Origin of the sequence: Amycolatopsis oliviviridis (assembly GCF_014654365.1) — a bacterium.
Taxonomy (GTDB): domain Bacteria; phylum Actinomycetota; class Actinomycetes; order Mycobacteriales; family Pseudonocardiaceae; genus Amycolatopsis; species Amycolatopsis oliviviridis.
In genome coordinates this window covers 43,021-67,972 of record NZ_BNAY01000014.1, presented here as the reverse complement: position 1 = coordinate 67,972, position 24,952 = coordinate 43,021, and the positions used below count along the sequence as shown (strand labels likewise).

General features: G+C 69.7%; 21 protein-coding genes and 1 other RNA gene. 16 read left to right on the top strand and 6 right to left on the bottom strand.

All coding sequences use genetic code 11. From position 1 onward, the window contains the following. Positions 1 to 24 precede the first annotated feature (24 nt). From IE302_RS39690 to IE302_RS39680, 3 genes are read right to left on the bottom strand one after another with little or no spacing between them, the layout of a single operon-like run. Positions 25 to 2,856, bottom strand: coding sequence for a helix-turn-helix transcriptional regulator (locus tag IE302_RS39690; protein WP_191259612.1), 2,832 nt, complete (start codon positions 2,854 to 2,856; stop codon positions 25 to 27). 31 nt (positions 2,857 to 2,887) lie between these two features. Continuing rightward, positions 2,888 to 3,283 (bottom strand): zf-HC2 domain-containing protein, encoded by a 396-nt coding sequence (locus tag IE302_RS39685; RefSeq protein WP_229908262.1) that lies wholly within the window; start codon positions 3,281 to 3,283, stop codon positions 2,888 to 2,890. Between the two features lie 11 nt (positions 3,284 to 3,294). Next, on the bottom strand, positions 3,295 to 3,849 hold the full coding sequence (locus IE302_RS39680; protein WP_191259610.1) for a sigma-70 family RNA polymerase sigma factor: 555 nt from the start codon (positions 3,847 to 3,849) through the stop codon (positions 3,295 to 3,297). A gap of 260 nt (positions 3,850 to 4,109) precedes the next feature. On the opposite strand from IE302_RS39680, the gene IE302_RS39675 reads away from it, so the two are divergent. The 14 genes from IE302_RS39675 to IE302_RS39610 all read left to right on the top strand — a co-directional run bounded on the left by IE302_RS39675 (position 4,110) and on the right by IE302_RS39610 (position 18,465). Next, positions 4,110 to 4,760, top strand: a complete 651-nt coding sequence (locus IE302_RS39675) for a DUF4142 domain-containing protein (protein WP_191259609.1) — start codon at positions 4,110 to 4,112, stop codon at positions 4,758 to 4,760. After that, complete coding sequence (locus tag IE302_RS39670; protein WP_191259608.1) at positions 4,757 to 5,566, top strand: ferredoxin; 810 nt, start codon at positions 4,757 to 4,759, stop codon at positions 5,564 to 5,566. Before IE302_RS39675 ends, IE302_RS39670 begins: the two co-directional genes overlap by 4 nt. Beyond that, positions 5,563 to 6,846, top strand: a complete 1,284-nt coding sequence (locus tag IE302_RS39665; RefSeq protein WP_191259607.1) for an NAD(P)/FAD-dependent oxidoreductase — start codon at positions 5,563 to 5,565, stop codon at positions 6,844 to 6,846. The genes IE302_RS39670 and IE302_RS39665 overlap by 4 nt, the downstream gene beginning before the upstream one ends. After that, the gene (locus IE302_RS39660) at positions 6,767 to 7,336 is read left to right on the top strand and encodes a COG4315 family predicted lipoprotein (RefSeq protein WP_229908260.1); all 570 of its coding nucleotides are present in this window, start codon (positions 6,767 to 6,769) and stop codon (positions 7,334 to 7,336) included. Before IE302_RS39665 ends, IE302_RS39660 begins: the two co-directional genes overlap by 80 nt. 14 nt (positions 7,337 to 7,350) lie before the next feature. Beyond that, positions 7,351 to 7,749: RNase P RNA component class A (rnpB, locus tag IE302_RS39655), an RNA gene on the top strand. A 404-nt stretch (positions 7,750 to 8,153) separates the two neighbouring features. Next, positions 8,154 to 9,017 (top strand): SCO6745 family protein, encoded by an 864-nt coding sequence (locus IE302_RS39650; RefSeq protein ID WP_191259606.1) that lies wholly within the window; start codon positions 8,154 to 8,156, stop codon positions 9,015 to 9,017. A gap of 443 nt (positions 9,018 to 9,460) precedes the next feature. Further along, entirely contained in the window at positions 9,461 to 9,727 is a 267-nt protein-coding gene (locus tag IE302_RS39645; protein WP_005166545.1) for a hypothetical protein, read from the top strand. A gap of 13 nt (positions 9,728 to 9,740) precedes the next feature. Continuing rightward, complete coding sequence (locus IE302_RS42960; protein ID WP_229908258.1) at positions 9,741 to 10,217, top strand: hypothetical protein; 477 nt, start codon at positions 9,741 to 9,743, stop codon at positions 10,215 to 10,217. A 3-nt stretch (positions 10,218 to 10,220) separates the two neighbouring features. Further along, complete coding sequence (locus tag IE302_RS39635) at positions 10,221 to 13,184, top strand: ATP-binding protein (protein ID WP_191259604.1); 2,964 nt, start codon at positions 10,221 to 10,223, stop codon at positions 13,182 to 13,184. Beyond that, on the top strand, positions 13,181 to 15,346 hold the full coding sequence (locus tag IE302_RS39630; protein ID WP_191259603.1) for a magnesium transporter: 2,166 nt from the start codon (positions 13,181 to 13,183) through the stop codon (positions 15,344 to 15,346). Before IE302_RS39635 ends, IE302_RS39630 begins: the two co-directional genes overlap by 4 nt. Before the next feature lie 3 nt (positions 15,347 to 15,349). Beyond that, positions 15,350 to 15,946, top strand: a complete 597-nt coding sequence (locus IE302_RS39625) for a hypothetical protein (RefSeq protein ID WP_191259602.1) — start codon at positions 15,350 to 15,352, stop codon at positions 15,944 to 15,946. Between the two features lie 4 nt (positions 15,947 to 15,950). Next, positions 15,951 to 16,949 carry a C40 family peptidase gene (locus IE302_RS39620; RefSeq protein WP_191259601.1) on the top strand — a complete coding sequence of 333 codons (999 nt, stop codon included), beginning with the start codon at positions 15,951 to 15,953 and terminating at the stop codon, positions 16,947 to 16,949. A gap of 102 nt (positions 16,950 to 17,051) precedes the next feature. Continuing rightward, on the top strand, positions 17,052 to 18,233 hold the full coding sequence (locus tag IE302_RS39615) for a hypothetical protein (RefSeq protein WP_191259600.1): 1,182 nt from the start codon (positions 17,052 to 17,054) through the stop codon (positions 18,231 to 18,233). A 34-nt stretch (positions 18,234 to 18,267) separates the two neighbouring features. Further along, on the top strand, positions 18,268 to 18,465 hold the full coding sequence (locus IE302_RS39610) for a hypothetical protein (RefSeq protein ID WP_005168701.1): 198 nt from the start codon (positions 18,268 to 18,270) through the stop codon (positions 18,463 to 18,465). A 331-nt stretch (positions 18,466 to 18,796) separates the two neighbouring features. Here the strand turns inward: IE302_RS39610 and IE302_RS39605 are convergent, their stop codons facing one another. After that, positions 18,797 to 19,762: an ATP-binding protein gene (locus tag IE302_RS39605; RefSeq protein ID WP_191259599.1), complete on the bottom strand. Its 966-nt coding sequence runs from the start codon at positions 19,760 to 19,762 to the stop codon at positions 18,797 to 18,799. 134 nt (positions 19,763 to 19,896) lie between these two features. Here IE302_RS39605 and IE302_RS39600 point away from each other — a divergent pair, with 134 nt between their 5' ends. Continuing rightward, a complete protein-coding gene (locus IE302_RS39600; RefSeq protein ID WP_191259674.1) occupies positions 19,897 to 21,306 on the top strand; it encodes an RNB domain-containing ribonuclease in 1,410 nt (469 codons plus the stop codon). Then, a complete protein-coding gene (locus IE302_RS39595) occupies positions 21,303 to 22,064 on the top strand; it encodes a helical backbone metal receptor (RefSeq protein ID WP_191259598.1) in 762 nt (253 codons plus the stop codon). Before IE302_RS39600 ends, IE302_RS39595 begins: the two co-directional genes overlap by 4 nt. Positions 22,065 to 22,120: 56 nt before the next feature. Here IE302_RS39595 and IE302_RS39590 read toward each other — a convergent pair whose 3' ends face one another. Continuing rightward, positions 22,121 to 23,551: an aldehyde dehydrogenase family protein gene (locus tag IE302_RS39590; RefSeq protein ID WP_191259597.1), complete on the bottom strand. Its 1,431-nt coding sequence runs from the start codon at positions 23,549 to 23,551 to the stop codon at positions 22,121 to 22,123. Beyond that, positions 23,548 to 24,879, bottom strand: coding sequence for a 4-aminobutyrate--2-oxoglutarate transaminase (gene gabT, locus IE302_RS39585; protein WP_191259596.1), 1,332 nt, complete (start codon positions 24,877 to 24,879; stop codon positions 23,548 to 23,550). Before gabT ends, IE302_RS39590 begins: the two co-directional genes overlap by 4 nt. Between the last annotated feature and the right edge of the window lie 73 nt (positions 24,880 to 24,952).

The window sequence follows — 24,952 nt, the reverse complement described above, 5'->3', positions numbered from 1 at the left end:
TGAACCCGCCGCCCCCGGAAACCGTCAATCACCGTCCACGCGCTGAGACCGGCCGAGCGCGGAACCCAATTCGGTGCGTCCGGTGATCTCCAGTTTCCGGTACGCGCCGGACAAATGAAGTTCGACGGTGCGGCGGGTCAGGTGCAGCGCTTCGGCGATTTCCCGGTTGGTGAGACCTTGTGACGCCATCACCGCGACGCGGTATTCCTGTTTGGTGAGGCCGTGCCCGTTGTCATTCGCCGTCGTCAGGCTCGTCCGCGCGTCGCGCAGTGCCTCGGCGGCCCGCCTCGCGAGCGGCCGTGCCCCGCAATGCTTGCTCGACGTCGATGCCTGCCGCAGCGTCACGATCGCCTTCTCGCCGTGCCCGTGCCGGGCCTGCAGCGAGCCGAGTTCGGTCAAGGCCTCGGCCAGCGCCAGCTTCGCGGTCGATCCGCCGAGGACGTCGATGGCCTTGGTGAGCAGGCGTTCGGCTTCTTCGCCCAAGCCGTCGTCGCGGACGAGACCGGCCGTGGTCAGCGCGCCGCCCAGGATCCTCGGCGTCCCCCACCGTTCCGCGGCGGCGAGTTCCTCCTCGGCGAGCCGGGCCGCCGCGTCCGTGCGCCCGAGCGTCAGCGCGGTGCGGGCCGCGTGCGTCCGCCAGGGGGCGAACCCGGGGAAGCGCATGCCGTGGTGTTCGAGACGGCGGCCGCAGCCGCGCAGGTCCTCGTAACCGAGTTCGGGTTCACCGGTGGCCGCCCGGAGCCTGCCGCGCGCGTAGAGCAGGTAGTTGTGCGTGAAAAGTGCTTGGGTGGCCCCGAAATCGATCTTGTCCAGCAGGGCGTTCGCGACGTCGTGGCGGCCGAGGTCGACCGAGGTCTCGATCAGCCTGGCCACGCACAGCACCGCGATCGGGCACCGGCTGGTGGCGCCGCGTTCGTCGAACTGCCGCACCAGGGATTCGTAATGGACACTCGCGCGGACCAGGTCGCCGCCCGCTTGCAGCGCGATCCCGCGGGCGAGCGTGGCGAGGGCGCCCTTCGGCACATGGAAGTCCCAGGGCAGGCGTTCGGTGTCGAGTATCTGGCAGAGCTTGTCGGTGAGCGCGGCCTCGTCGGCGAGCACGGCCGTCGCGAGCGTGAAGAAGTAGGGCTGTTCGAACAGTTCGGGTTGTTCGCCGGACAACGCCTCGCCGAAATGCCGGACGGCGTTCGCCGAGGACTTCCCGCTCCGCACCGTGTCGAGCGCGAGCAGCCCCGACCGGCTCTGTTGCGCGGCGGGGTCGTTCAGCGGAGCCCACTGCTGTTCGAAGTCACGGAAGTCCGGCGGCGGCCCGAGTCTGCTGCCCGCTTCGGCGAGATAGGTCATGCACAGCAACGGCCAGACGGCGTCGGGGCCGCCCGCGTCGAGCCGCGCGGCGAACTGGCCCGCGGAGTTGATCGCCAGCCGCGCGTCCGGACCGCAGCACAGCGAAAGGATCATGGCCGTCGCGGCGAAGGCCGCGGTCTCGCGGTCGTCGATGTGGTCGACGGCTTCACGGACCCTCGCCGGCGCCGAATCCGGGTCACAGTGGAATTCCGCGTGCGCGAGCTGGAGCAGGATCGCCATCCGCTTGCGTTCGCTGAGCCGTTCCTCCAGCGCCCGCGAAAGGAACCGGACGGAGAGTGCGGGATCGCCCTCGACCACCGAATGCCGGGCGGCCAGCCGCAGGACGTCGACCGCCCAAGGGATCCTGATCGCGGTCGCTTCCAGGAGGTGCGCGCCGACCCGCTCCGGCGCGGCGCCCGCGTCGTGCAGGAGCCGCGCCGCCCGAGACTGGGTGACCGCCCGGGTGGTGAGCGGCATGTCGGCGAGCACCGAGTTGCGGACGAAGCGGTAGGTCAGCGCCGGCTGATGGCTGTTGGACAGCAGGTGCAGGCGCACCATCGTGTCGATGGCCTCCAGCGCGGTGATCTCGTCGACGCCCGCGAGCTGCGCCAGCAGGTCGAAGCTCGCGTCCTCACCCAGGATCGCGACGGCTTCGAGCATCTTCGGCGCGGCGGTGTACTCGTGCATGCGGACCCGCAGCACCTCGCCGATCATCGGCGACCCGGCGGTGTCCAGGTCCATCCCGGGGACCAGACGGCGGCGCAGCGCACCGAGCAGATACGGGTTGCCGCCGGTGACTTCGCGGCATTCCTCGGCGAACCGGCCGGGGGAGACGCGGAGGAACTCGGCGACGTGCCGCGTCCGCAGCCCGCGCAGCCGGATCGTCGCCGGGGTGCAGCCGGACATCTCCAGCAGGGCGACCTCGCCTGCCTGCAGATGCCCGATCAGCGAGGTCAGCACGACCATCACGGGCAGCCGCTCCACGCGATGCCGGATGTAGGCGAGGCAGCGCATCGACCACGGGTCGGCGAGGTGGATGTTGTCGATGCCGAGGAAGACCGGGCCCTGTTCGGCGGCGTGGCGGACGGTGTGGAAGAAGGCGTCGAGCACCTCCGTCTGTTCCTGCTCGTTCCGGGGACGGCGGTCCGGCAGGGATTCGGCGGCGTGCGGCACCCGCGGCCGCGGTGAGCCGGGTTCGGCGGGCGCGTGGGTGAGCCCTTCGATCAGCTGACGGCCGACACCGCCGCTCAGGTGTGTCTCCAGCCGGGAGGCGGAGGCGATCGCGACGGTGAACCCGGCCGCTTTCGCGAGCTCACCGGCGGCGCCGAGCATCGACGACTTGCCCATGCCGAACTCCCCGACCACCACGGCGCTGGTGGCGCGGCCGTGGAGGGCGGCCCGGAACTGCCCGGTGATCGTGTCGAGTTCGCTGTCGCGACCCAGTAATCCGGCGGGACGCTTCGGTACCGAAGGCCCGCCGAAGGGACTCTCGGGATTTACTTCGGTATGCACCGTAGAGACCTTCGTGTCGGCTTGCGGCAGACTACTTGAACGTAAGCGGTAACGGGAGTAATCGCTGGTCGGAGCCATTGGCCGGCACATCGTCGAGAGGAGCCGGGGACAAGATGCCCGCATCCGACGAGACCGGCCGGTACCGGCGGGACGACCGCTGCGCCGACATCAAAGCCGCGACGACGCACGCCACCAGGAGCACCACGAGGTTGGCCACGATCCTCGACGGCCGCCCGCAGCGCCGGACGGCGACGGCGCCGGGGGACAGGTAGCGCAGGTCGGCCCTCGCCAGCGCGTCTTCCACCGACGTGAATTCCGCGACCTGGCGCCCGCAGCGCACGCAGCCCTTCAAATGCCTCTCGAAAGCGTGCGCCTCGGCTCGGTCGAGCACACCGAGTACGTACGCCGCCGCATCGGTGTGTTTCACCCTGCGCTTCTTCATCGCGAACCCAGCTCTCCTAACGACCGTCGCAATGTCCTCATAGCCGCGTACAGCCGTGATTTGACCGTTCCCTCCGGGATTCCCAATATCACCGCCGCCTCCCGGACGGTATGCCCGGTCAGATACGTCTCGTAGATGACAGCCTGATATTTGCTGTCCAGATAGCGTAGCGCTTCGGAAATGACGAGTGCGGACAGTGACTGATCGGTATGGTCCGCTATTTCGGCGTTTTCGGAACTGTCCAGCTCGACCTCCTGCGGACGGGCACGCCGGTTTCGCCAGCCGTCGATGACTATCCGCCGGGCGACCGTGAGCAGCCAGCCGCGCAGCATTCCCGGCTCGCGGTTCAACGTGTCGGAATGCTGCCAGGCGCGGATCAGCGTCTCCTGGACGACGTCTTCGGTCCACTGCTGATCGTGGCCGGTCAGGTACATCACCTGACTGAACAGAGTCGCCCGGAAATCCTTGTACAGCAAAGAAATCAGCTCTTCGGAAACCTCATCCGGCCGATGCTCGCCGCCGAATCGGCATTCTCTGCCCACTGCTTCCATGAAGTTCCAGACCTCCCCAGCGGTGGAGGATTTCGCGGGTCCGTACACCGTAGCGCAGACTTTCGCCGTGGGCCATGTGCAGTAGTGGTTCATTTACCATTGGTGACCCGGTACGTATCGCGACGATAAACGGTTCTAAATGTGTCGTGTGATGCACATCACACTGCGCCTGTCGGTGGAGATCGAACCGGCCGCTCCGGTTTCCCGTACTCCCAGTGAGGCTCTTTGTTCGATGCGTATCGGCCGTGGGGACGGGTGAAATGATCTATCGACTGCTCGGCGTCGTAATCGCCTTCTTGGTGATCGGGCTCGGAACGCCAGACCGTGCCTTCGCGGAAATCGATTCCCATGATCGAGAACTGCTCGTGCGAGTACGGCAGGCCTGTTTGTGGGAAGGGCCGGCCGGGCGTCAGGCCGAACAACGCGCGAGCGCGCAACGGGTGCGGGAGGTCGGCCGCAAACTCGCCGACGACCACGACCGCCTCGACGCCCTGGTCCGCGAACTCGCTTCGAAGGCCCGCGTCGAACTCCCCGGCGAGCCCACCGAGGAACAGCTGTCCTGGGCAGGCGAGATCACCGGTGCCACTCGCGACGGCTTCGACCGCCTCTACGTCAACCGCGCCCGCGCCGCGCACGGGAGCCTCTTCGGTCTCGCTTCCCAGGTGCGGGCCGCCACCCGTGACGACGCGATGCGGTCGTTCGCGCAGACCGCCGTCGACACCGTCATGCGGCACATGACCCTGCTCGAAAGCACCGGCATCGCCGAGACGACGTCGTTGATGGTCGTTCCCGCCGGCGGCAACGAACTCGACGGCGGGGACATCGTGTTCGGCGTGCTCATGGTGGCGCTCGCCGGGGGAGCGACCTTCGGCCTCGTGCGGGTCCTCGGCGCACCGGGCAGGCGCGCATGACCGCCTCACTCCTCGCGGTCATCCCGGCCCCGTCCCCGCACGACAGCGGAGTCCGGGACATCGCGACGCTTTCGGCCCGCTTCGCCTACCTGACGATGTGCCTGACCCTGGCGTGGGGAGTGCTGAGCGCCACCGGCTGGATCAGGCGCGTCACCGGCCACGAGGCACTGCGCGGCGGGCACGCCGTCCTCGCGGTGTTCAGTCTCGCCACCGGCGTCGTCCACGGCCTGTCCTATCTCTTCCTCGACGACGATTCGTTCGGCGTGCTCGCGTTGCTGATCCCGTTCGCCGGTGGCGGGTTCGCGCGGCACGCGGCGGGCGTCGTCGGACTGGAGCTGTTCATCGCCGTCTCCGTCACCGCGGCGTCGCGCCGCGGTGTGGCGGGCCTTGGCCGGCAGCGGTTCCACCAGCTCGGCTACTTCTCGGTCGGCCTGCTGGCGATCCACTCCTGGCTCGGCGCGGCCGCGAACGGGAACCTCGCGACGGTCTGGCTCGGCGGGATCACCGTGCTCACCCCCGCCGTCGTGCTCACCGTGCTCCGGGTGCTCCCGCCGCGGACGCTGGTCCGGCTGGGACTGCTCGACGGCGGCGCCGACCGGATCAAAGCGGTCCGGATCTCGGTCGACGACAAGAAGTGCCACAGCTACGCCATCTGCCAGGCCGAGGCGCCGCAGGTCTTCCAGCTGCAGGGGGACGGCCAGCTGCGCTATCTCCGGAAACCGGGGGCCAAGCAGCTGCCGTTGGTCCAGGCCGCGGCCCGGGCCTGTCCGATGCGAGCCATCCATCTGCAAGGGGCGGGACAATGAGCGAACGGATCGTCGTCGTCGGCGGAGGACTGGCGGGACTGCGCTGCGCGGAACGGCTGCGGGAACTGCGGTTCGACGGCGAGCTGGTGATCGTCGGCAACGAACCGGATCTGCCGTATCACCGGCCCGCGTTGTCGAAGCAGCTGCTGACCGGCGCCACGAACCCGGCGGAGATGACGCTCGCCCGGCTGGACGAGATCGACGCCGAATGGCGGTTCAACACCCCGGCGACCCATCTGCAGCCGGGGCGCCAGATCGTCCATCTGCCCGGTGCGGAGGAACTGCCCTACGACGGGCTCGTCATCGCCTGCGGCGTCGAGCCGCGGCGGCTTTCCGGTATCCCGCACGGGCATCCGCGCGTGGTCGTCGTCCGCACCCTGGCCGACGCAGCCGAGCTGCGTGACAACCTCGCCGCCGACCACGGGCCGGTCGCGGTGCTGGGCAGCGGGTTCATCGGCTGCGAGGTCGCCGCGAGCCTGCGCGAGACGGGGCGCGAGGTCACCGTCATCGGCCGGTCTGCGCATCTGCTCGGCGAGGTCGTCGGCAAGCACATCGGGCAGAAGCTTTCGGCGCTGCACCGGTCGCGAGGGGTGCGGCTGGCGCTGGGCGCGTCCATCGACCGCTGGCAGACCACGGCGAACGGGCTGCGGCTGCGGTCTTCCGACGGCTGGATCCTGGACGTCTCGTGCGTCGTCGTCGCGGTCGGGACCGTGCCGTCGATCTCCTGGCTGCGCGGGTCCAGGCTGCCGCTCGACGACGGCGTCGTCTGCTCGCCCACCTGTCACGTGCTGGGGATGGGCACCATCGTCGCCGCCGGCGATGTCGCGCAGTGGCCGAACCAGCGCTTCGACGAGACCCCGAGACGGGTCGAGCACTGGCTCAACGCCGTCGAGATGGGCCGGGCGGCGGCCGAGAACCTCCTCGCCGGTCCGCAGGCGGCGCGGCCGTTCGCGCCGGTGCCGCGGTTCTGGTCCGAACAGCACGGCATGCGCATCCAGGCGGGCGGCATCCCGAAGCTCGGCACCGACACCGTCGCGCTCGCCTCACCCGTCGGTGGCGAACGACCCGTCACCGGCTTCGTCCGCAAGGGACGCCTCGTCGGCGTCGTCGGCCTCGACAGCCCGTCCGCCGTCCTCCACTGGACCAACGAGATCGCGGAGCAGAACCCCGTCAGCCACCCGGGAGAAACGGAGACGCCTGATGCGCCGATCGCGGTTGACCATGCTCGTCGTCCTCGCGGCGCTCGTCGTGGGCGCCGCGACGTGGTGGCAGGCGGGTGAACCCGGGGAGCCCGTGGCGCTGACGGCCAAGGCCCCGGTCACCGAGAGCCTCCCCAGCCCGCGTGTCCCGCCGCCCGGTACCTCGCGTCCCAGCTCCCCGGCGGAGGTCCCGGCCGGCACGCGGCTAACGGCCGTCTATATGACACGAATGGGGCAGGCCGTCCTCGACGAGACCGGCGCCGTCCTCTTCCGGTACGAACGCGACGACCCGCGCAAGGCCCGATCGGCGTGCCTCGGGGACTGCGCCGCCGTGTGGATCCCGGTGACGACCACCGGCACGCCTTCGGTGACCGGTATCGATCCGGGGATCGTCGACACCATCAAGCGTCCCGAGGGTGCCCGGCAGGTGACGCTGGCCGGGTGGCCGCTCTACAAGTTCGCCAACGCGCGGCCGGGTGAATGGACCGGTCAGGGCACCGACCACCTGTGGTTCGTGGTCAAACCCGACGGGCAGCGCAACCTGAACTGCCTGCCGACGCCCGTGCAGTAGGATTCGCCGACGGACGAGTCGGCGGGGCGGCCGCGAGCCGGGAGACCGGTTCGAGGAAAGTCCGGACTCCACAGGGCAGGGTGGTTGTTAACGGCAACCCGGGGCGACCCGCGGGACAGTGCCACAGAAAACAGACCGCCTCCGTTCGCTTCGCGGATGGAGGTAAGGGTGAAACGGTGGTGTAAGAGACCACCAGCGTCCTGGGTGACCAGGACGGCTAGGTAAACCCCACCCGGAGCAAGGCCAAGAGGGAGCCGCGAGGCTCCTGCGCAGGCGACCGAGGGCTGCTCGCCCGAGTCTGCGGGTAGGCCGCTCGAGCCCGCCGGCGACGGTGGGCCTAGATGGATGGCCGCCACTCGCTCAGCCGCAAGGCGAGGCGAGGACAGGATCCGGCTTACACGCCGGCTCGTCCGTACCTTCCTTCTCTTGTCGCGCTCGCCTCGGCGTCGGCGTCGGCGTCGGCGTGGATCTTGGTGTGCGGGAATGTCATGAAAGGGGCGTTCAGGACGAAAAATGTCCTGAACGCCCCTTTCATGACATTCGGGGCGCTTCCGCATGAGTAGGGAAGTCCGTGAAGGACTCCTTACCTACCTTGAGGGTAAGGAAGGGGGCCTTCACGGACTTCGGCTGCGGTGAGGGGCGGGTCGGGGTGGTCGTGAGTGGTAAGTGTCGTTAGAACGCGACTTATCACTCACGACCACCCCGACCCACCTCCCACCTGCACCTGTCCTGGAGACGCGACACCAAAGGTCCCTTGCTCCCGCCGCGGCCCTTTCGGACGCTGCGCACCCTGTCTACTTGCCGGTAGGGTGCCCCCATGGGCGAAGCGAGTCGGGTCACGGGACGGTTCCGCGGGACGTTCGACGTACTGCATTCTCTTACCTACTTCGCACCCGAAACGGAAGCCGCGCTCACCGGTGCGGGCCTTCGGCCGGGGCGGATGACCTATTTCGCGGGCCGCGCGGCACCGATGGGCGCGGTGGGCCCCGGCGTCGTCGCGGCGACCTTCTACAACTTCAATCCCGACTTGGTCGCGAAGTACATTCCGCGCGCCTGGACGCTGGCCACGCCCGAAAAGATCATCGAAGCCCGTTTCGAAGCCGCCGACGCGGCGCTGACCAGGCTGCTCGGCAAGGACACCCTCGGCTCGGAGCAGGTCGCCGAGGCGGCCGAACTCGCCCGCGAGGCGACCGGGGGCTGTCAGGTCGACGGACGGCCGCTCTACGCCGGGCACGCCGGCCTCGGCTGGCCGAGCGAGCCGCATCTCGTGCTGTGGCACGCCATCACCCTGTTGCGTGAACACCGCGGTGACGGCCACATCGCCGCGCTGGTCCTCAACGGTCTCGACGGGCTCGCCGCCCTCGTCTCGCACACCGCCACCGGCAAGGGCTTCCTCGCCGCCGCGGCCAAGGCGTCCCGCGGCTGGAGCGACGAACAGTGGGACGACGCGGTCGCCAAGCTCCGTGACAAGGGCGTCCTCGACGCCGAAGGCGGCCTGACCGAGGCCGGGACCGAACTTCGCGAACGGATCGAAGCCGCCACGAACGAGGCGTCGTCGGGGCCTTGGGAGCATCTCGGCGAGGAGAAGACCAAGCGTCTTCACGAGCTGTGCGGGCCGTTGGGCCGTCAAGCCGTCGAAGCGGGCGCTTTTCCCGCGAATGTGTTCGCTACCGGCCGATAATCACGCTATGTAGCGAAAATGCCGTCCCTGATTTCGCTTTGGGTAACGGAAGTGTGACTTTCGCTTGATCGGCCCCGATGATTTTTGTCGAATGCGTGCTCACCCTGCGGACTCGTGAGAAGCCACCGAACGAGTCATGTCACACTGGTCGCGGCCGGATTTTCCTTGGTCGATCCGTACTCACAGTGAGCAAGAAGCCTCGCAGTCGGGTGTTTTCGACTGCGCACTGCGAAATACGGGTGTCCGGGGTTAATCCAGACGACCCTTGCAACGATGATGGAGACCGAGGATGGTCGTGGTGCTGTGCCTCGCTCTGTCACCGGTAGACAAATCGATATCTACAGAGCGCGCTTTGACCACTACGCCTCGTGACGCCATGATGTTCGAAGCACCACCGAGCCAGAACCGCGCGAACCCCCTCTCCGCGCACCGGGAGTAATGCGATGATGACCTTGACCACCCTCGACACGCTGGCCGCCGGCGAGCTCGGCACCGGCAACGTCCGCACCTGGCTGATCGACAACATCATCCCCCTGGTGCTGCTGGCCGTCGCGCTTCTCCTGTTGTGGCTGGGCGGTGGCAAAGGGGACAACGCGGGTGTCATGCGCCGACTCGCCGGTGTGGTGATCGCGCTGGCGATCATCGGCCTCGCGGTGAGTGGCGCCGGAGTCAACGTGGGCCAGTGGATCGCCGGCCTCTTCACGGGCTGAGGCAGGGCTCGCGTTGCGTATCCGCACCGATGACGAGGTTTACCGGGTCGATGCCGTGTGGCTCGGCCCGCCGAAAGCGACTTTTCCCTGGAGAGCCCGCTACGTCGCGTGGCTCGTCGGTATCCCGGTCTTCCTGCTGGTGCTCACCGTCGAACGGTGGGCGGGCTGGAGCTTCGGGTTCTTCTCGACCGCCTGGGCCTTCGTCGCCACAATTGTGATCACCAGATTGATCACGGCCAAGATCAGCCACGAGCGCCCGCTGGGCGCCGTGGCCGCGATGGCGGCGAAAGAGCTCAACACACCAAGAGAACGGACCACGGGCACGGGTGGCGCCGCCAGCGCATCCCGCGTCCGGGTACGGGCGAGCCGCCCGCTACCGAAGCACCGCAGGAGACGGCAGTACCAGCAACACGGCTACGGCGGCGGCGCCGGAGCTCAGGGAACACCACGAGCGCGTCGGAGCCGCCCTGCGGCTCGGGCCGGGAGGTAGTCGTTGTTCGGTCGCGGCGGAAGCCGAGGAAAACGTGATCGAGACCTGCAGCAAGGGGCCTGGCACCCGCCCCAGCAGGTCCGCTCCGCGCAGCCCAAGAAGGCCGGCAAGGGGAGGCGGCTGCCCGGCGAGGCGGCCATACCGTCCTATACCCCGTCCATCGCGGCGCGAAGCATCGACGGGCACCTGTTACGCACCGGTTATGAGGTCTACGCCTGGTACCGGCTCGCGCCGCAGCGCTGGTCGTTCCGGTCGGACTCGCAGCGCCGCGACCTGATCGCGGCCATCGCCGGGCAGTACGCGGAGCTCCAGGGCCGCTGGCTGCACCTGCGCGTGACCAACCGGCCGTACCCGATCCGCATGTGGGCCGAGGCCCACGTGCACAACGCCGTCGGCCGTCCCCAGGACGTCCAGGGCGCGCTGTCCTTCGACGACTACCTCATCGGCGAGCAGCAGCAGCTGATGGGCCGTTCGATGGCCGAAAAAGAGGTCTACCTGGGCGTCCAGGTGCAGACCAGGCGGATGATCGACCGCGCGGTCGAAAGCGCCGCCCCGGTGCTGCGCAAGATCCTCCCGGAGGCCGTCGACGCCGAACTGGCCGCGCTCGACTCCGAGGTCGAGCACCTCGACCAGGTGATCGGCTCAGCCGGCCTCGAAGGCCGCCCGGTGCACGCCGAAGAGATGTCCTGGCTGATGCACCGGTCGTGCTCGCTGGGCCTGCCCGCGCCGCGGAACATGCCCGCGGTCCCGGGCGCAGCCTGGGAGCCGGAGGACCTCGCCAGCTTCACCGACGCGGCGGACTTCCACGCCGAGCCGTACGCGCCGACGGTCACCGTCCGCGGCCGCACCGGCTCGAACGCCGGGGTCTCGCGGCATCTCGCCGTCCTCACCGTCGGCCAGATGCACGGCCTGCAGATCCCCGAGGTCGACGACCCGTGGATCCAGCACGCGGACCGGCTGCCCGCCGCGGTCGAGGTGTCCGCGCGGATCTACGTCCGGCGCCCCGAGGAAGTCGCGGGCGAGCTCCAGCGCCAGATGAACAAGGTCCGCTCGCAGGTCAAGCACTACACCGACGAGCACGAGCTGGAACCGCCGCAGTCGTTGGCCCGCCAGGCGGGCCGGGTGCTGGAGATCGACGACGAGATGACGTCGGGGTTCACCGCGCTGGCCACCCGTGTCCGGTCGTGGTGGCGGCTGGCGGTGTCCGGGCCGACGGAGCGTGACGCGCTGCGCCTGGCCCAGCAGCTCCTCGACCTCTACAAGCCGAAGATCGCCGTCGAGCATCCCGAAGCCCAGTACGCGCTGGCCAGGGAGTTCATCCCCGGCGAGCCGCTGGCCTCGGCGGCGTACATGCGCCGCGGTTCGGTCGTGTGGGCGTCGTCGGCGGTGCCGACGGCGACGGCCGAGGTGGGCGACCGCCGCGGCATCCTGCTCGGCGAGACCGTGACCGCGACCCGGCGCCCGGTGGCCTGGGACCCGTGGATGGCGCAGGAGATCCGCGACGGATCCGGGCTGACCGCGATGGTCGCCGGCCTCGGTGGCGGCAAGTCGTTCCTCGGTGGCGGCATCGTCTACAAGACGCTCCGCGCGGGTGCGCACTGGACGATCCTCGACCCGTCGGGCCCGCTGTCGCGGCTGTGCGACCTGCCCGAACTGCGGCCGTACGCGCGGCCCATCAACCTGCTCAACGCGCAGCCCGGCATCCTCAACCCGTACCGGGTGGTCGCCGAGCCGCAGATCGAGCACTTCATGGACGAGGACGACCCCGAGCGTTCGTGGCGGCGGGAGAAGGCCCTCGCGGGCGCGACCCGCCGTCGTCTCGTGCTCGACGTCCTCACCGGCGTCCTGCCGTACGAGGTCTCGCGGATGGCGCAGACCCGGATCGTGCTGCTGCGCGCCGTCCGCGCGGTCGGCGGCCGGTTCGACGCCGACCCGGGCCAGGTCATCGACGCGCTGCGGCGGGATTCCAGCGAGCACCACGAGCACGCCGTCGTCGTCGCGGACTTCCTCGACGAGATGCGCGAGCGGATGGCGCTGCTCATCCCGGAGACCGACGCGGACCCGTACTCCGAGACCCGCGACGACCGGATGACCGTGCTGACCATGGCGGGGCTGACCCTGCCCAAGGACGGCGTCCCGCGCGAGTACTGGACGGACGCGGAATCCCTCGGCGTCGAGATGCTGAACCTCGCCGCGTGGCTGACCCAGCGGTCGGTGTACGAGAAGCCGAAGGAACTGCGCAAGGGCGTCTGGATCGACGAGGCGTTCTTCCTCTCCGAGGTCCCGACCGGTCGCGTGCTGATGAACCGTTTCGCACGTGACTCGCGAAAGTGGAACGTCCGGGTGCTGCTGTCCTCGCAGATCCCCGCGGACTTCCTGAAGATCCAGGGTTTCGTGGCGCTGCTGGACTCGGTGTTCGTCGGACGGCTCGACGACGACGACGCCCAGGCCGACGCGCTGCGCCTGCTGAAGGTCCCGGTCGGCGTCGGCTACGAGCAGGTCGTCGCCGCGCTGGGCAGGCGGCCCGGTTCGCAACGCGACATCCAGCGCGACGTCGAACCGCGGCAGTTCATCTTCGGTGACGGCGCCGGCGGCGTGGAGCGGATCCGCGTCGACTTCTCCGGGCCGCACCTGGAACACCTGCGCCGGGTCATGGACACCACGCCGGGTTCGCCCGACGCCAAACCGGCGAAGCCCGGCAACGAAATCGCCGTCCCGGAGGAGAAACAGTACGTCCCAGTGCCGCCGGAGGACGACTTCGAACTCGAAGAGGATCTCGAGCTCGCGGCCGAACTCGAGGTCGGCCTCACCGATGAGCAGATGCTCGGCGCCCCGGACCCGTTGGCAGCCGAAACCGGAGAAGTGCAAGGCGCGGTCCAGAACGGACACAGTGCCAACGGGAACGGGAGTCAAGGCGAGCAGCACGCGCGCGCCGGCAAGGGTGGCACCGGCAGGGACGCCGCATGAACACGGTGATGACACTGGCGTTCGTGCTCGCGTTCGCCGCCGGCTGGCACGCGCTGCGCCGCCGCCTGAAAGAGGGGCCGCGGCCGGGCAAGACCAGACCCAGCCGCCGCGCGACGATGTTCGTCGTCATGCTGATCCTGGGCCTGCAGGCCGTGGCGACCGCTCCGGCGGCGTCGGCCGCGGCCTGTGGTGAGGCACCGAACCCGGAACGGCCCGGCGCGGGCATGGTCGGCGCGCTCGACCCGCCCGCGACGGCTCGCGGTGAAGGCGGCAGCCCGTACAACGTCTACGGCTACGCGGGCCACGTCTGGGACACGTTCGAAACCGACTGCGGTCCGCTGGCAGGCATCACCTCGCCCAACTCGACGATCGACACCTGGGCGGGCAACCAGCTGTTCAACATCGGCAAGAACATCGTCGGTGCCACGAACTCGCTGCACTACACCGTCTTGCAGGGCAGCCTGCTCAGCCCGCTGTACAACGCAGTCAAGGCCGGGGCCGAAAAGGTCTACAACAACATCTACGCCCAGTTGTTCGGCCTGGCCGCGCTGATCATGTCGATCATGCTGTTCCGCAACATCTGGCGCGGCGATCTCGCCGCGGTCAGCAAACGGGCGCTCTACGGGCTGGCCGCGGTCTGGCTGGCCGCGTCCTCCCTGGCACTGCTGCGGTTCCTCGATCCGATCGACAACGCGATCGTGCAGACCACGACCAACATCCAGGCCGGGTTCATCGACGAGGCCAGGACGCCTCCGCCGACGACACCGCCGCCGCCCTCGGCGCAACCGTGCCAGGCGACCCCGGAGGCCGTGGCCGCCCGCCAGCCGTGGGACCGCGTCCCGACCGAACTGCACTGCCGGGTCGTCTACGACAACTGGCTGCGTGGGGAGTTCGGCAGCCCGGACTCGCCGCAGGCACTCCAGTACGGTCCGGCTCTCTTGGACGCACGGGCCTTCACCTGGGGGCAGATCCAGCAGGGCGGGGACGCCGACACCGCGCTAGTGGACTCCAAGAAGGCGGCGTTCAAGGACATCTCCACCAAACTCGGCCCGGCGACCGGCTACTTCACCGGTGAGGACGGCAGCCGCGTCGGCGCCGGTTTCCTTTCGCTGGGCCAGGGAATCTTCTACTCGCTGTTCCAGCTGCTGGCCAAGGCCACGGTCCTGCTCGCACAGGTGCTGATCCGGATCTTCGTGCTGACCGCTCCACTGATCGGCTTGATCGCGCTGCTTCAGCCGCAGATCATGCAGCGCATCCTCAAGGTACTCGGCGCCGTCGCGTTCAACCTGATGGTGCTTTCGGTGCTGGCGGGCGTGCACACACTCCTGCTGGAGGCGATCTTCACCGCGGGGAACTCCTTGTCCCTGCTGACGAAGATGGCGCTGGCGGCCATCATCACCGTGCTGTTGTTCATGGTCGGCCGTCCGGTGCGGCGGCTGTGGCAGATGGTCGAGATGTCCGTCGGCATGGTCGGCGGCGCGATGCCGTCGCCGCGCGGCGGGCTCTTCTCGCGCTTCCGCAAGAAGAACAACGAGCCGACCCCGCAGGACGCGTTCTGGCAGAACGTCCGTGACACCGACGACGTCGTCGACGGCGACCTCCGCGGTCCCGTGGGCGCGACGGTCGGCGGCGGTCGGTTCCGGCCCGAGGCGACGATCTTCGCCAGTTCCCAGCGGCTCGACAACGGGTCCGGTGCGATCAGGCCCGCGGCGGCCTGGTCCGGTGCGCCATGGCCCGGTGCGGTCGGCGGTGGCGGCGGTCTGCCCGCCCTTCCCGCCGGTGGCGGCGGAGGCGTCCCGGTGTTCGGCCAGTACAACCCGGCCGCGGGCAATCCGGGCGACTCCATGTTCACCTCGGGCGGGCGGAGCCCGATCCAGGTACCCAGCCGCCGGGTCGACACCTCGCCGGTCGCGGACCGGCGCTGGAGCGACGAACCGGAGCCGGTCGTGGTGCCGTCGAGGATGAACTCCACAGGGGGCGGCTACGCCACTCCCGACTACTCGGGCACCGTGCCGGTGCAGGCGGGGCCGTCGACGCCGCGTCCTCGCCGCGTCGACCCCGAAGTCGTCGCGGGCAAGCCGGTCTTCGTGCTGTACCGGCCTTCGCGCGGGCTGGAGGTCCGCGAGGAAGTCCGCGACACAGACCACGCAGTGGGCCGGTGACCCATGCCGATCCGGACCAACCGCGGGCGCACCGCGGTCTACCGCAGACTCTGGGGCTGGCCGCTGCGCTCGCCCCGCCACCTCGTCGGCACGCTGGTCGTCCTCGCGGTGGTGCTCACCGCGCTGGGCATCCTGCTGCCCAAGGCCATCGGAAAACCGGGGCAGACGGCGAACGGGCCGGGTGCTTCGGCGACAGCCACCTCGCGTCCCGGCGTCGCGGCGCCGGTCACCGTGACGTCGACGCTGCCGCCGAGGCTGACCTCCGTACCGCCGCCGTCTTCCGCGCCACCTGACCAGGACGGTGTCAGGGTCGCCAAGGAGTGGGTGACGGCATGGGCGAACCATCCCGACGGTATGACGACCGAGCAGTGGCTGAACGGATTGCGGCCGTACACCACCGAGGAGTACCTGGCCACGGAACTGACGACGGTGGATCTCGCAAGGATCCCCGCCACCAAGGTGATCGGGGAGCCGCAGGTCGTGACCTCGCTCGCCGGTTCGATGGAGGTGGACGTCCAGACGGACCGGCCCAAGGTCCGGGTCACCCTCACGAAGACGAACCCCGGCTGGCGGGTCACCAAGTTCACGCAAGCGGGCTGACCCGATGAAGATCGGGATCATCGTCGGCGTGCTGATCGCCGCGGTCTTCGCCGCGGTGGTCACCACGAGCACGGTCACCAAGGTGGTGACCGATCACATGGAGGCGCAGGCGGGCGGCGTCGTCAAGACCTCCTGCGACGCGTCGATCGGGCCGACCCTGCCCGGTCAGACCGATCGCGGTTCTTCGGACATCAACAAACTCGACGAAGAACAGAAGGGCATCGTCGCGCTGATCATCTCGATCGGCAAGCAGCGGACGCTGTCCCCGCGCGCGTGGCAGGTGGCGATCCAGGCCGGGATGACCGAGTCGAAGCTGCGGAACCTGACCTTCGGTGACCGCGACTCGCTCGGCATCTTCCAGATGCGGCCGTCGATGGGCTGGGGCACCGTCGCGCAGGTCACCGACCCGCCGTACCAGGTCAACAAGTTCTTCGACGTGCTGCTCGCGGTCCCGGACTGGGAGAACATGCGTCCCGGCGACGCCGCCCAGCGGGTCGAGCGGTCCGGCTTCCCCGACCGGTACCACGACTGGGAGCCGATGGCGGCCCTCCTCGTGCAGAACGAGGGCCAGATCGTCGACGTCGTCGGCTGCGGGTCGAGCGTGGGCAGTGTCGTGCCGCCGAGCCAGGCCGCCGCGCAGGCCATCAAATTCGCCCTCGGCGAGCAGGGCAAGCCCTACATCTGGGGTGCCACCGGACCGAACAGCTACGACTGCTCGGGGCTGATGCTGCGGGCGTACGAGTCGGCCGGGATCATCCTGCCGCGGGTCTCGCGGGACCAGTACAAGGCGGGCGCGATGCTGCCCGTCCGCCAGGCACAGCCGGGAGACCTGCTGTTCCTCGCCACCGTCCCGTCGAACCCGGCCACCATCCACCACGTGATGATGTACCTGGGCGAGGGCAAGATCGTCGAGGCCCAGCAGACCGGCGTGCCGGTGCACATCCGCGACTTCTCCTTCGACGAGGCAGAAGTGGTCGCGCAGGCGGTCCGTCCTGGCGTTTAGCATGGTGACAGCGTGGTATCGCGACAGCGGGACCATCGGATTCACCCGAAGTGGCGGCCTGTCCACCGGCACGCGGCCGCACACTGGCAGAGGATGAAGAACGTGGCACGGAAATTCGGAAGGCGAGGCAAGCCCGCGGCGGGAGGCGGCCCGGAGGTCGATCCCCGCGATCTTTTCGGTACCGCGCAGCCCGCGAGGCAGGCCGCCCGGCCGGCGTCGAGCACGCCGCTGGCGGACCAGCTGAACCAGGGCTGGCCCGGGGTCGACCCCGGCTACGTCGTGTTGCCGCGTTCACTGGCCGAGGGGATGTCGCTGCCCTGGCAGCAGCAGATGGCCGCCCTGCTGGCCCAGTTCCACCACGAGAACGCCCGGCTCGCCTGGCCCGTCTACCGGGTCGTCCCGTCGCGGTACGAAAAGCTCGTCGACCTCGACGAGGAGCAGCTGGCGGAGGCCGGCTACCTGGTCGAGATGGACACCGAAGGCGAGATGATCTACCGCGAGCGCAGCGGCCGGAAGATCGACGACCCGGCCAACACCACGGTGCTCGTCTCCTGCCTCGACCCGATCCCGAAGCCCGCGCAGCGCCAGGCGCCCCCGCCTCCTTCGCAGGCCGCGCCGCCCGCGCCCGGGCAACAACAGGCACCGCCGCCACAGCCGCCGCGGGCCCCGGCGCCGATGAACATCGGACCCGCGCCGGTGTGGCGTACGGTCACCCCGCCCACCGGACCGCCCGCGCCTCCGCTGCCGGGTAATCACACGGCGCCCGCGTCTCAGGCGCCGCCGCCCGCCGCACCGTCCGCGCCTCAGGCTCAGCCGCCGTTGCCTCAGCCCAGCCAGTCGCGGCCCGCTACGGCGAACCAGGCGCCGCCTCCGCCTCCGGTGAGCGCGCCTCCGGCGACGCCGGAAGCGCAGTCCGTCGCGCCGCCTCAGGCCGAGCCACAGCCGGAACCGCCGCCCGCGAGCCCGCCGCCTGTCACACCCCCGCCCGCCACGACACCGCCCGCCACGACGCCGCCGTCGTCCGCGATGCCTCCGGCCACTCGTCCGGTGACCGGGCCGCCTTCGGGGCCCTTGCCGCAGCCGACCTCGTCCGCTTCGCATCCGCAGGGCATCCCCGTCGTACCGGACCTTCCCACCCCGCCGCGCGGTGTTCCGATGGGCCGGGGCTGGTTCGACGAACTCGCCGAAAGCGTGCCGGAAAGTTCGAAGGTGGACTCGTCCGAAGGCGACGAATTCGGGCCGACCGGTGATCCCACGGAGATCCCGTACCGCTATCGCAAGTGATGACAGGACGTCCGGGTGATGTCACGCTTGACCTATGTCGAGCGACCCGAACCCGGATCAGGGCTGGTACTTCAACACCAAGACGAACCAGGTCGAGCACCTGGAACGCGGCCGGAGCATCGACCTCCTGGGCCCGTACCCGGACGAGGCGACGGCCAGGCGTGCCCTGGACATCGCCAAGGAACGCACGCGCCAGGCCGACGCCGAAGACGCCAAGTGGAACGGCGACTGAGGGCGTCCGGGCCGCGCTGACCCGCGAAAAGAGAGCAAGGGACCTTTGCTGTCGCCTGTGCTCTGGGGCTGTTGGGCTTTGGGCGCGGTTGGGCTTTGGCGCGGTCGCGCCTCGGGGCGAGTACATGAAGGCCCCCTTGCTTGCGCCTAGCTACTTGGGCGGCCGCGAAGGGCGAGTTTCCTCGGCTGAGCCGCGTGAAGGGGGCCTTCACGGACTTACACCTCTCTCAACATTAAGAGAAGCGAGAGCAAGGGACCTTTGCTCCCGTTAGTTAGTGCGCTAACGAACGCTAGCAAAGGTCCCTTGCTCTTCTCGGACGAGAAACCGCAGGTCAGGCGTCCTGTCGGGCCAGTGCCGGGCCGAGCACGAACTCCGGGTCCACCTGAGCCGTGAGGTCTTCCCCGGCCCGCCCGCTGCCCCACGCCCGCGCGTTGCGGAGGTGGAACTCGACGCCCTGACGCTGATAACGAGCCCAGTCGCGCTGCTCGGAGTCGACGGTCGCGAGCATCGAGCACAGTGTCGCGAGGTTGTGCGCCTCGAGTTCGCCGATCGGGCGCGCGCGGCCGCGTTCGGCGGCGCGGACGTGTCGCGAGTTCTCCATCCAGCCCAGCAGCGCTTCGCCGACCTCCTCGCGCAGGAAGTCGATGTCCTCGTCCTCGGTCACCTTGTTGCCCACGACGACCAGTCGCACGCCGAAGTCGCGCGCGTAGTCGGCGTACTGCCGGTACACGCCGACGCTGCGCACGGTCGGTTCGCACACCAGGAACGTCACGTCGAACCGCGTGAAAAGGCCGGACGCGAACGCGTCGGCGCCGGCGGTCATGTCCATGACGACGTACTCGCCCGCGTCGTCGATCATGTGGTTCAGCAGCAGCTCCGCCGCGCCGACCTTCGAGTGGTAGCAGGCGACGCCGAGGTCGTCCTCGTCGAACTGCCCGGTGACGCCGAGCCGCACGCCGCCGAAATCGCGGAAGCACGCCTGGAAGATCGGGTTGTCCTCGAACGGCCGGACCAGGCGCGACCCGCGGCCCGGCGGGGTCGTCTTGATCATCGAGGCCGTGTCGGCGATCCGCGGGTTGTCGCCGCGCAGGTATTCCTTGATCAGGCCCATGTTGTCGCCCAGCGTCGGCCACGCGATGGCCTCTTCCTCGCTGGCGCCGAGCGCGACGGCGAGATGCTGGTTGATGTCCGCGTCGATCGCCAGCACCGGTTTCCCGCCACCGGCCAGGTACGCGGTGAACAGCGACGCCAGTGTGGTCTTTCCGCTGCCGCCCTTCCCGACGAACGCGATCTTCACGCCACGGCCCTTCCTGTCGTTTTGAAAAGGGTATCGGTTTTCATTTCGGCCGATAACGTACACCCGACCGGCTCGCACCCGAACGGGCGATCAACCTGGCCGAATCGGGATAGGGTTGGGTGGTGCCTCCACTCGTGATCAGGACACACACGGCCGGAGGGGACTTCGGTCGCCTGCGAGCCGAGTTTTCGCTGCCGGAGTCGTTCGGGCCCGAGGTGCTCGCCGAGGCGGAGGCGGCGGTCGTCGACCCGCTCGAGTCGGCGGGCGGCCGCGAAGACGCCACCGGTCTGCCCTTCGTCACCATCGATCCGCCCGGCGCCAAGGATCTCGACCAGGCGGTGCTGATCGAACGCGTCGAGGGCGGCGGGTTCCGGGTCCACTACGCGATCGCCGATCTGGCCGCGTTCATCCCGCCGGGTGGCGCGCTCGACAAGGAGGCGCGGCGCCGCGGGCAGACGCTGTACCTGCCCGACGGGAACGTCCCGCTGCATCCGCCGGTGCTGTCCGAGGGCGCGGCCAGCCTGTTGCCGGGGGAGACCCGGCCCGCGGTGCTGTGGACCATCGACGTCGACGCGAGTGGTGAACCGACGGCGACCGACGTCCGCCGGGCACTGGTCCGGTCCACCGAGCAGTTCGACTACGAGACCGTCCAGGCCTCGATCGACGCGGGCCACCCGCATCCGTCGGTCGCCGCGCTGCCCGAGCTGGGCCGCCTGCGCCGTGACCTCGCGATCCGGCGCGGCGCGGTCGAACTCCAGTTGCCGGAACAGGAGATCAGTGGCGATCCCGACGGCGGCTGGGCACTGATCCAGCGGCCGCGCAACGACGTCGACGCCTGGAACGCCGAGATCTCGCTGCTCACCGGCATGGCCGCGGCCAAGATCATGATCGACGCCAAGATCGGTGTCCTGCGCACGCTGCCGCCGCCCGACGCCGACGCGGTCGAATGGCTGGGCCGGTCCGCGCAGGCGCTGAACATCGACTGGCCCGAGGGCAAGAGCGTGTCGGAGTTCCTGGCCGCGCTCGATCCCGGTCAGCCCGCGTCCATGGCACTTTTCGCCGACACCACAAGGCTTTTGCGTGGCGCCGGGTACACCGCGTTCGACGGTGAACTGCCCGCCTTGACCACGCACGCCGGGATCGGCGGCGCGTACGCCCACGTCACCGCGCCGATCCGGCGGCTGGTCGACCGGTTCGCCACCGAGATCTGCCTCGCCGTGAGCGCCGGCCGCGAAGTGCCCGCGTGGGTCCGTGCGGCGCTTTCGGAGGTGCCGGAACAGATGACCGCGTCCGACACGCTGGCGGCCAAGGTCGAACGGGCCAGCATCGACCAGGTCGAGGTCTGGGTGATGGCCGAGCACATCGGCGGCGAGTTCGGCGCGATCGTGCTGCGCGCGGAGGAGACCAAGGCCGAGATCCTGGTCGAGGATCCGCCGGTGATGTCCAAATGCACCGGCGAGAAACTGCCCGAAGGCGAGCGGATCCGCGTCCGGCTCACCGCGGTGGACGTCGACAAGCGGAAACTGTCGTTCGAGCGGGCATGATCGACGACCTCGGTGAAGTGGTCCCGCTGCGCGCTCCGGCGGCGCGGGTGGTCTCGCTCGTGCCTTCGCTGACCGAGGCCGTCGAGGTCAGCGCGCCGGGAAGGCTCGCGGGCGCCACGGACTACTGCACCCATCCGGTCGATCTGGACGTGCCGAGGGTCGGCGGTTCGAAGTACCCGAACGTGGACGAAGTCCTCGAACTCGCACCGGATCTGGTGCTGGCGAACTCCGAAGAGAACCGGCCTGAGGACGTCGAACGCCTGCGCGCCAACGGAATTCCGGTCTGGGTGATGGAGGCGTCGGCGACCGTGCCGGGCGCGCTCGCCTCGATCCGGCGGATCCTGACGCAGGCTTACGACCTCGCCGAGCCGGACTGGCTGGTCGAGGCCGAAGAGGTGTGGCGGGAAACCCTGCCGGAACGGTTCCGCGCGGTCGTGCCGGTGTGGCGGAAGCCGTGGATCGTGCTGGGCCGGGACACCTTCGGCGGCGACGTCCTGCATCGCGTCGGGATCGGCAACGCCTACGCGGACGACGAAGAGCGTTACCCGCGCCCGAAGCTCGAAGAACTCCGGGCGCGCTTCGCGGCCGAAGACGCGAACCTGCTCGTACTGCCCGACGAGCCCTACGAGTTCACCGCGGACGACGGCCCCGAAGCGTTCCCCGGCGCGAAGTACGTCCTGGTCTCCGGGCGTCACCTGACCTGGTACGGCCCTTCGCTGGTCGAGGCCCACGCCCACCTCACGCGTTTAGTCCTCTGAATGCGGTAGTTCGCGCCGCGAACCAGCGCATCCAGAGGACGAAATGCGGAGGGGGATCAGAGGGTCAGGCCGGTCAGGACGGTGACGCGCTCCTCGGTGAAGTCCGCCATCGCCGAAGCCGGGCCTTCGCGGCCGACGCCGGAGTCCTTCACGCCGCCGTAAGGCATCTGGTCGGCACGGAAGCTCGGCACGTCGCCGACGAGCACGCCACCGACGCGCAGCTTCGCGGACACGTCGAACGCCGTCGGCAGGTCGCGCGTGAACACGCCCGCCTGGAGTCCGAAGCGCGAGTCGTTGATCCGGCGCACCCCGTCTTCCACCGAATCCACCCGCGTGATCGACACGACCGGCCCGAAGACCTCGTCGGCCATCACCGACGCGTCCTCCGGCACGTTCGCGAGCACGGTCGGCTCGACGGTCGCGCCGTCGCGCTTGCCGCCGGTCAGCAGTTCGCCGCCCGCGTCGACCGCGGCCGTGATCCACGACTCCACCCGGGAAGCGGCGGCGGTGTTGATCAGCGGGCCGACGTCGACGCCGTCAGTGCGCGGGTTGCCGGTCCCGAGCGCGCGCACCTGCTCCAGCACCTTCGCCTGCAGCTCCTCGTAGACGTGGGCGTGCGCGTACACGCGCTGCACCGAAATGCACGACTGCCCGGCCTGGTACATCGCGAACGTCGCGATCCGCTGCGCCGCGAAGTCCAGATCCGTCCAATCGGGACAGACGAGCACTGCGGCGTTGCCGCCGAGTTCCAGCGCGACGTGCTTGCGCGGCACGCTGTCGCGGATGCCCCAGCCCACCGGCACGGAACCGGTGAACGACACGACCGGCAGCCGCGGATCCGCGACCAGCTTGGCCGATTCCTCGTTGCTCACCGGGAGGATCGACCAGCTCCCGGCCGGAAGATCGGTCTCGGCGAGGATCTCGCCGAGCAGCAGCGCGGTCAGCGGCGTCGCGGGCGCGGGCTTGAGCACGATCGGCGCGCCGACCGCGATCGCGGGCGCCACCTTGTGCGCCACCAGGTTCAGCGGGAAGTTGAACGGCGTGATGCCCAGCACCGGGCCCTTCGGCACGCGGCGCACCAGGGCGAGCCGTCCGGTGCCGCCCGGGTCGGTGTCGAGCCGCTGCAGGTCGCCGGAGAACCGGCGGGCCTCTTCGGCGGCCCACCGGAACGTCGACGCGGCGCGCCCGATCTCGCCGCGCGACCACTTCAGCGGCTTGCCGGACTCGGCGGTGATCAGCTGCGCGATCTCTTCGGACCGCTCACCCAGGACTCGGGACACGTGGTCCAACGCGCCCGCCCGGACGTGCGCGGGCAGCGTCGCGAACTCGTCGGAGACGTCGTGCGCGGCCTGGACCGCGGTCTCGATGTCCGAAGTGGACGGAACGTGGTGCGAGCCGGCCTCGCTCCCGTCGAAGGAGTGCCGGACGACGGCGGTTTCGCCGCTGGTGACCGGCTTTCCGGCTACCCAGAAGGGGAAGGTGCTCACTTGACGGCCTCCGTACGGACAGCGTGCTCCAGGACCGTCAGGCCCTCGTCGAGCAGTTCGGTGGACAGGGACAGCGGCGGCAGCAGCCGGACGACGTTGCCGTAGGTGCCGCAGGTGAGGACGACGACGCCGGCCTGGTGGCAGGCCTGCGCGACGCGTTTGGTCAGGTCGGCGTCGGGTTCGGTGGTGCCCGGCTTCACGAACTCGGCGGCCAGCATCGCGCCGCGGCCGCGGACGTCGCCGATCACGCCGGTCTCCTCGGCCAGCGCGCGCAGCCGCGGCAGCACCGCGTTCTCGATGCGCTTCGCCGACGCGGCGAGGTTCTCCTGGCGCATGGTCTCGATCGACCCGAGCGCCGCGGCGCACGCGATCGGGTTGCCGCCGTAGGTGCCGCCGAGCCCGCCCGGGCCGACGGCGTCGAGCAGTTCCGCGCGGCCGGTGACGGCCGCCAGGGGCAGGCCGCCCGCGATGCCCTTCGCGGTGGCGATCAGGTCCGGCACGACGTCTTCGTGCGTGGACGCGAACCACTCGCCGGTGCGACAGAACCCGGTCTGCACCTCGTCGGCGACGAACACGACGCCGTTCTCGGTGCACCAGGCCGAAAGCGCGGGCAGGAAGCCGGGGGCGGGCTCGATGAACCCGCCCTCGCCCTGCACCGGCTCCAGCACGACGGCCGCGACCTGGTCGCCGCCGATCTGCTTCTCGATGCGGTCGATGGCGATCCGCGCCGCTTCGGGGCCGGACAGGCCGTCGCGGTACGGGTACGACCCCGGCACCCGGTAGACCTCGGGCGCGAACGGCCCGAAACCGTGCTTGTAGGGGATGGACTTCGCGGTCAGCGCCATCGTCAGGTTGGTGCGGCCGTGGTAGGCGTGGTCGAACACGACGACGGCCTGGCGGCCGGTCGCGGCGCGGGCGATCTTCACCGCGTTCTCGACTGCCTCGGCGCCCGAGTTGAACAGCACCGAACGCTTCTCGTGGGTGCCCGGCGTCAGCTTGTCGAGCGCTTCGCACACCTCGACGTAACCCTCGTACGGCGTGACCATGAAACACGTGTGAGTGAACCGGCCGACCTGCTCGCGGACGCGGTCCACGACGGCGGGCGCGGCGTGGCCGACGTTGGTCACCGCGATGCCGGAACCGAAGTCGATCAGGACGTTGCCGTCGGCGTCGGTGAGCAGGCCGCCTTCGGCCGAGGTGACGTAGACGGGCAGCACCGAGCTCACGCCCGCCGCGACGACGGCCGCGCGTCGCTCCTGCAGGGCGCGCGAGGCAGGGCCGGGGATCTCGGTGCGCAGCCTGCGCTGGGTCTCGGTGGTGACGGTCACGGCCAAACTCCTGCGGACGCGAGGGACGGGGGGCGCCCTCCAGGATGAGAGCCGGGCCGGTCGGCGTCAGCTC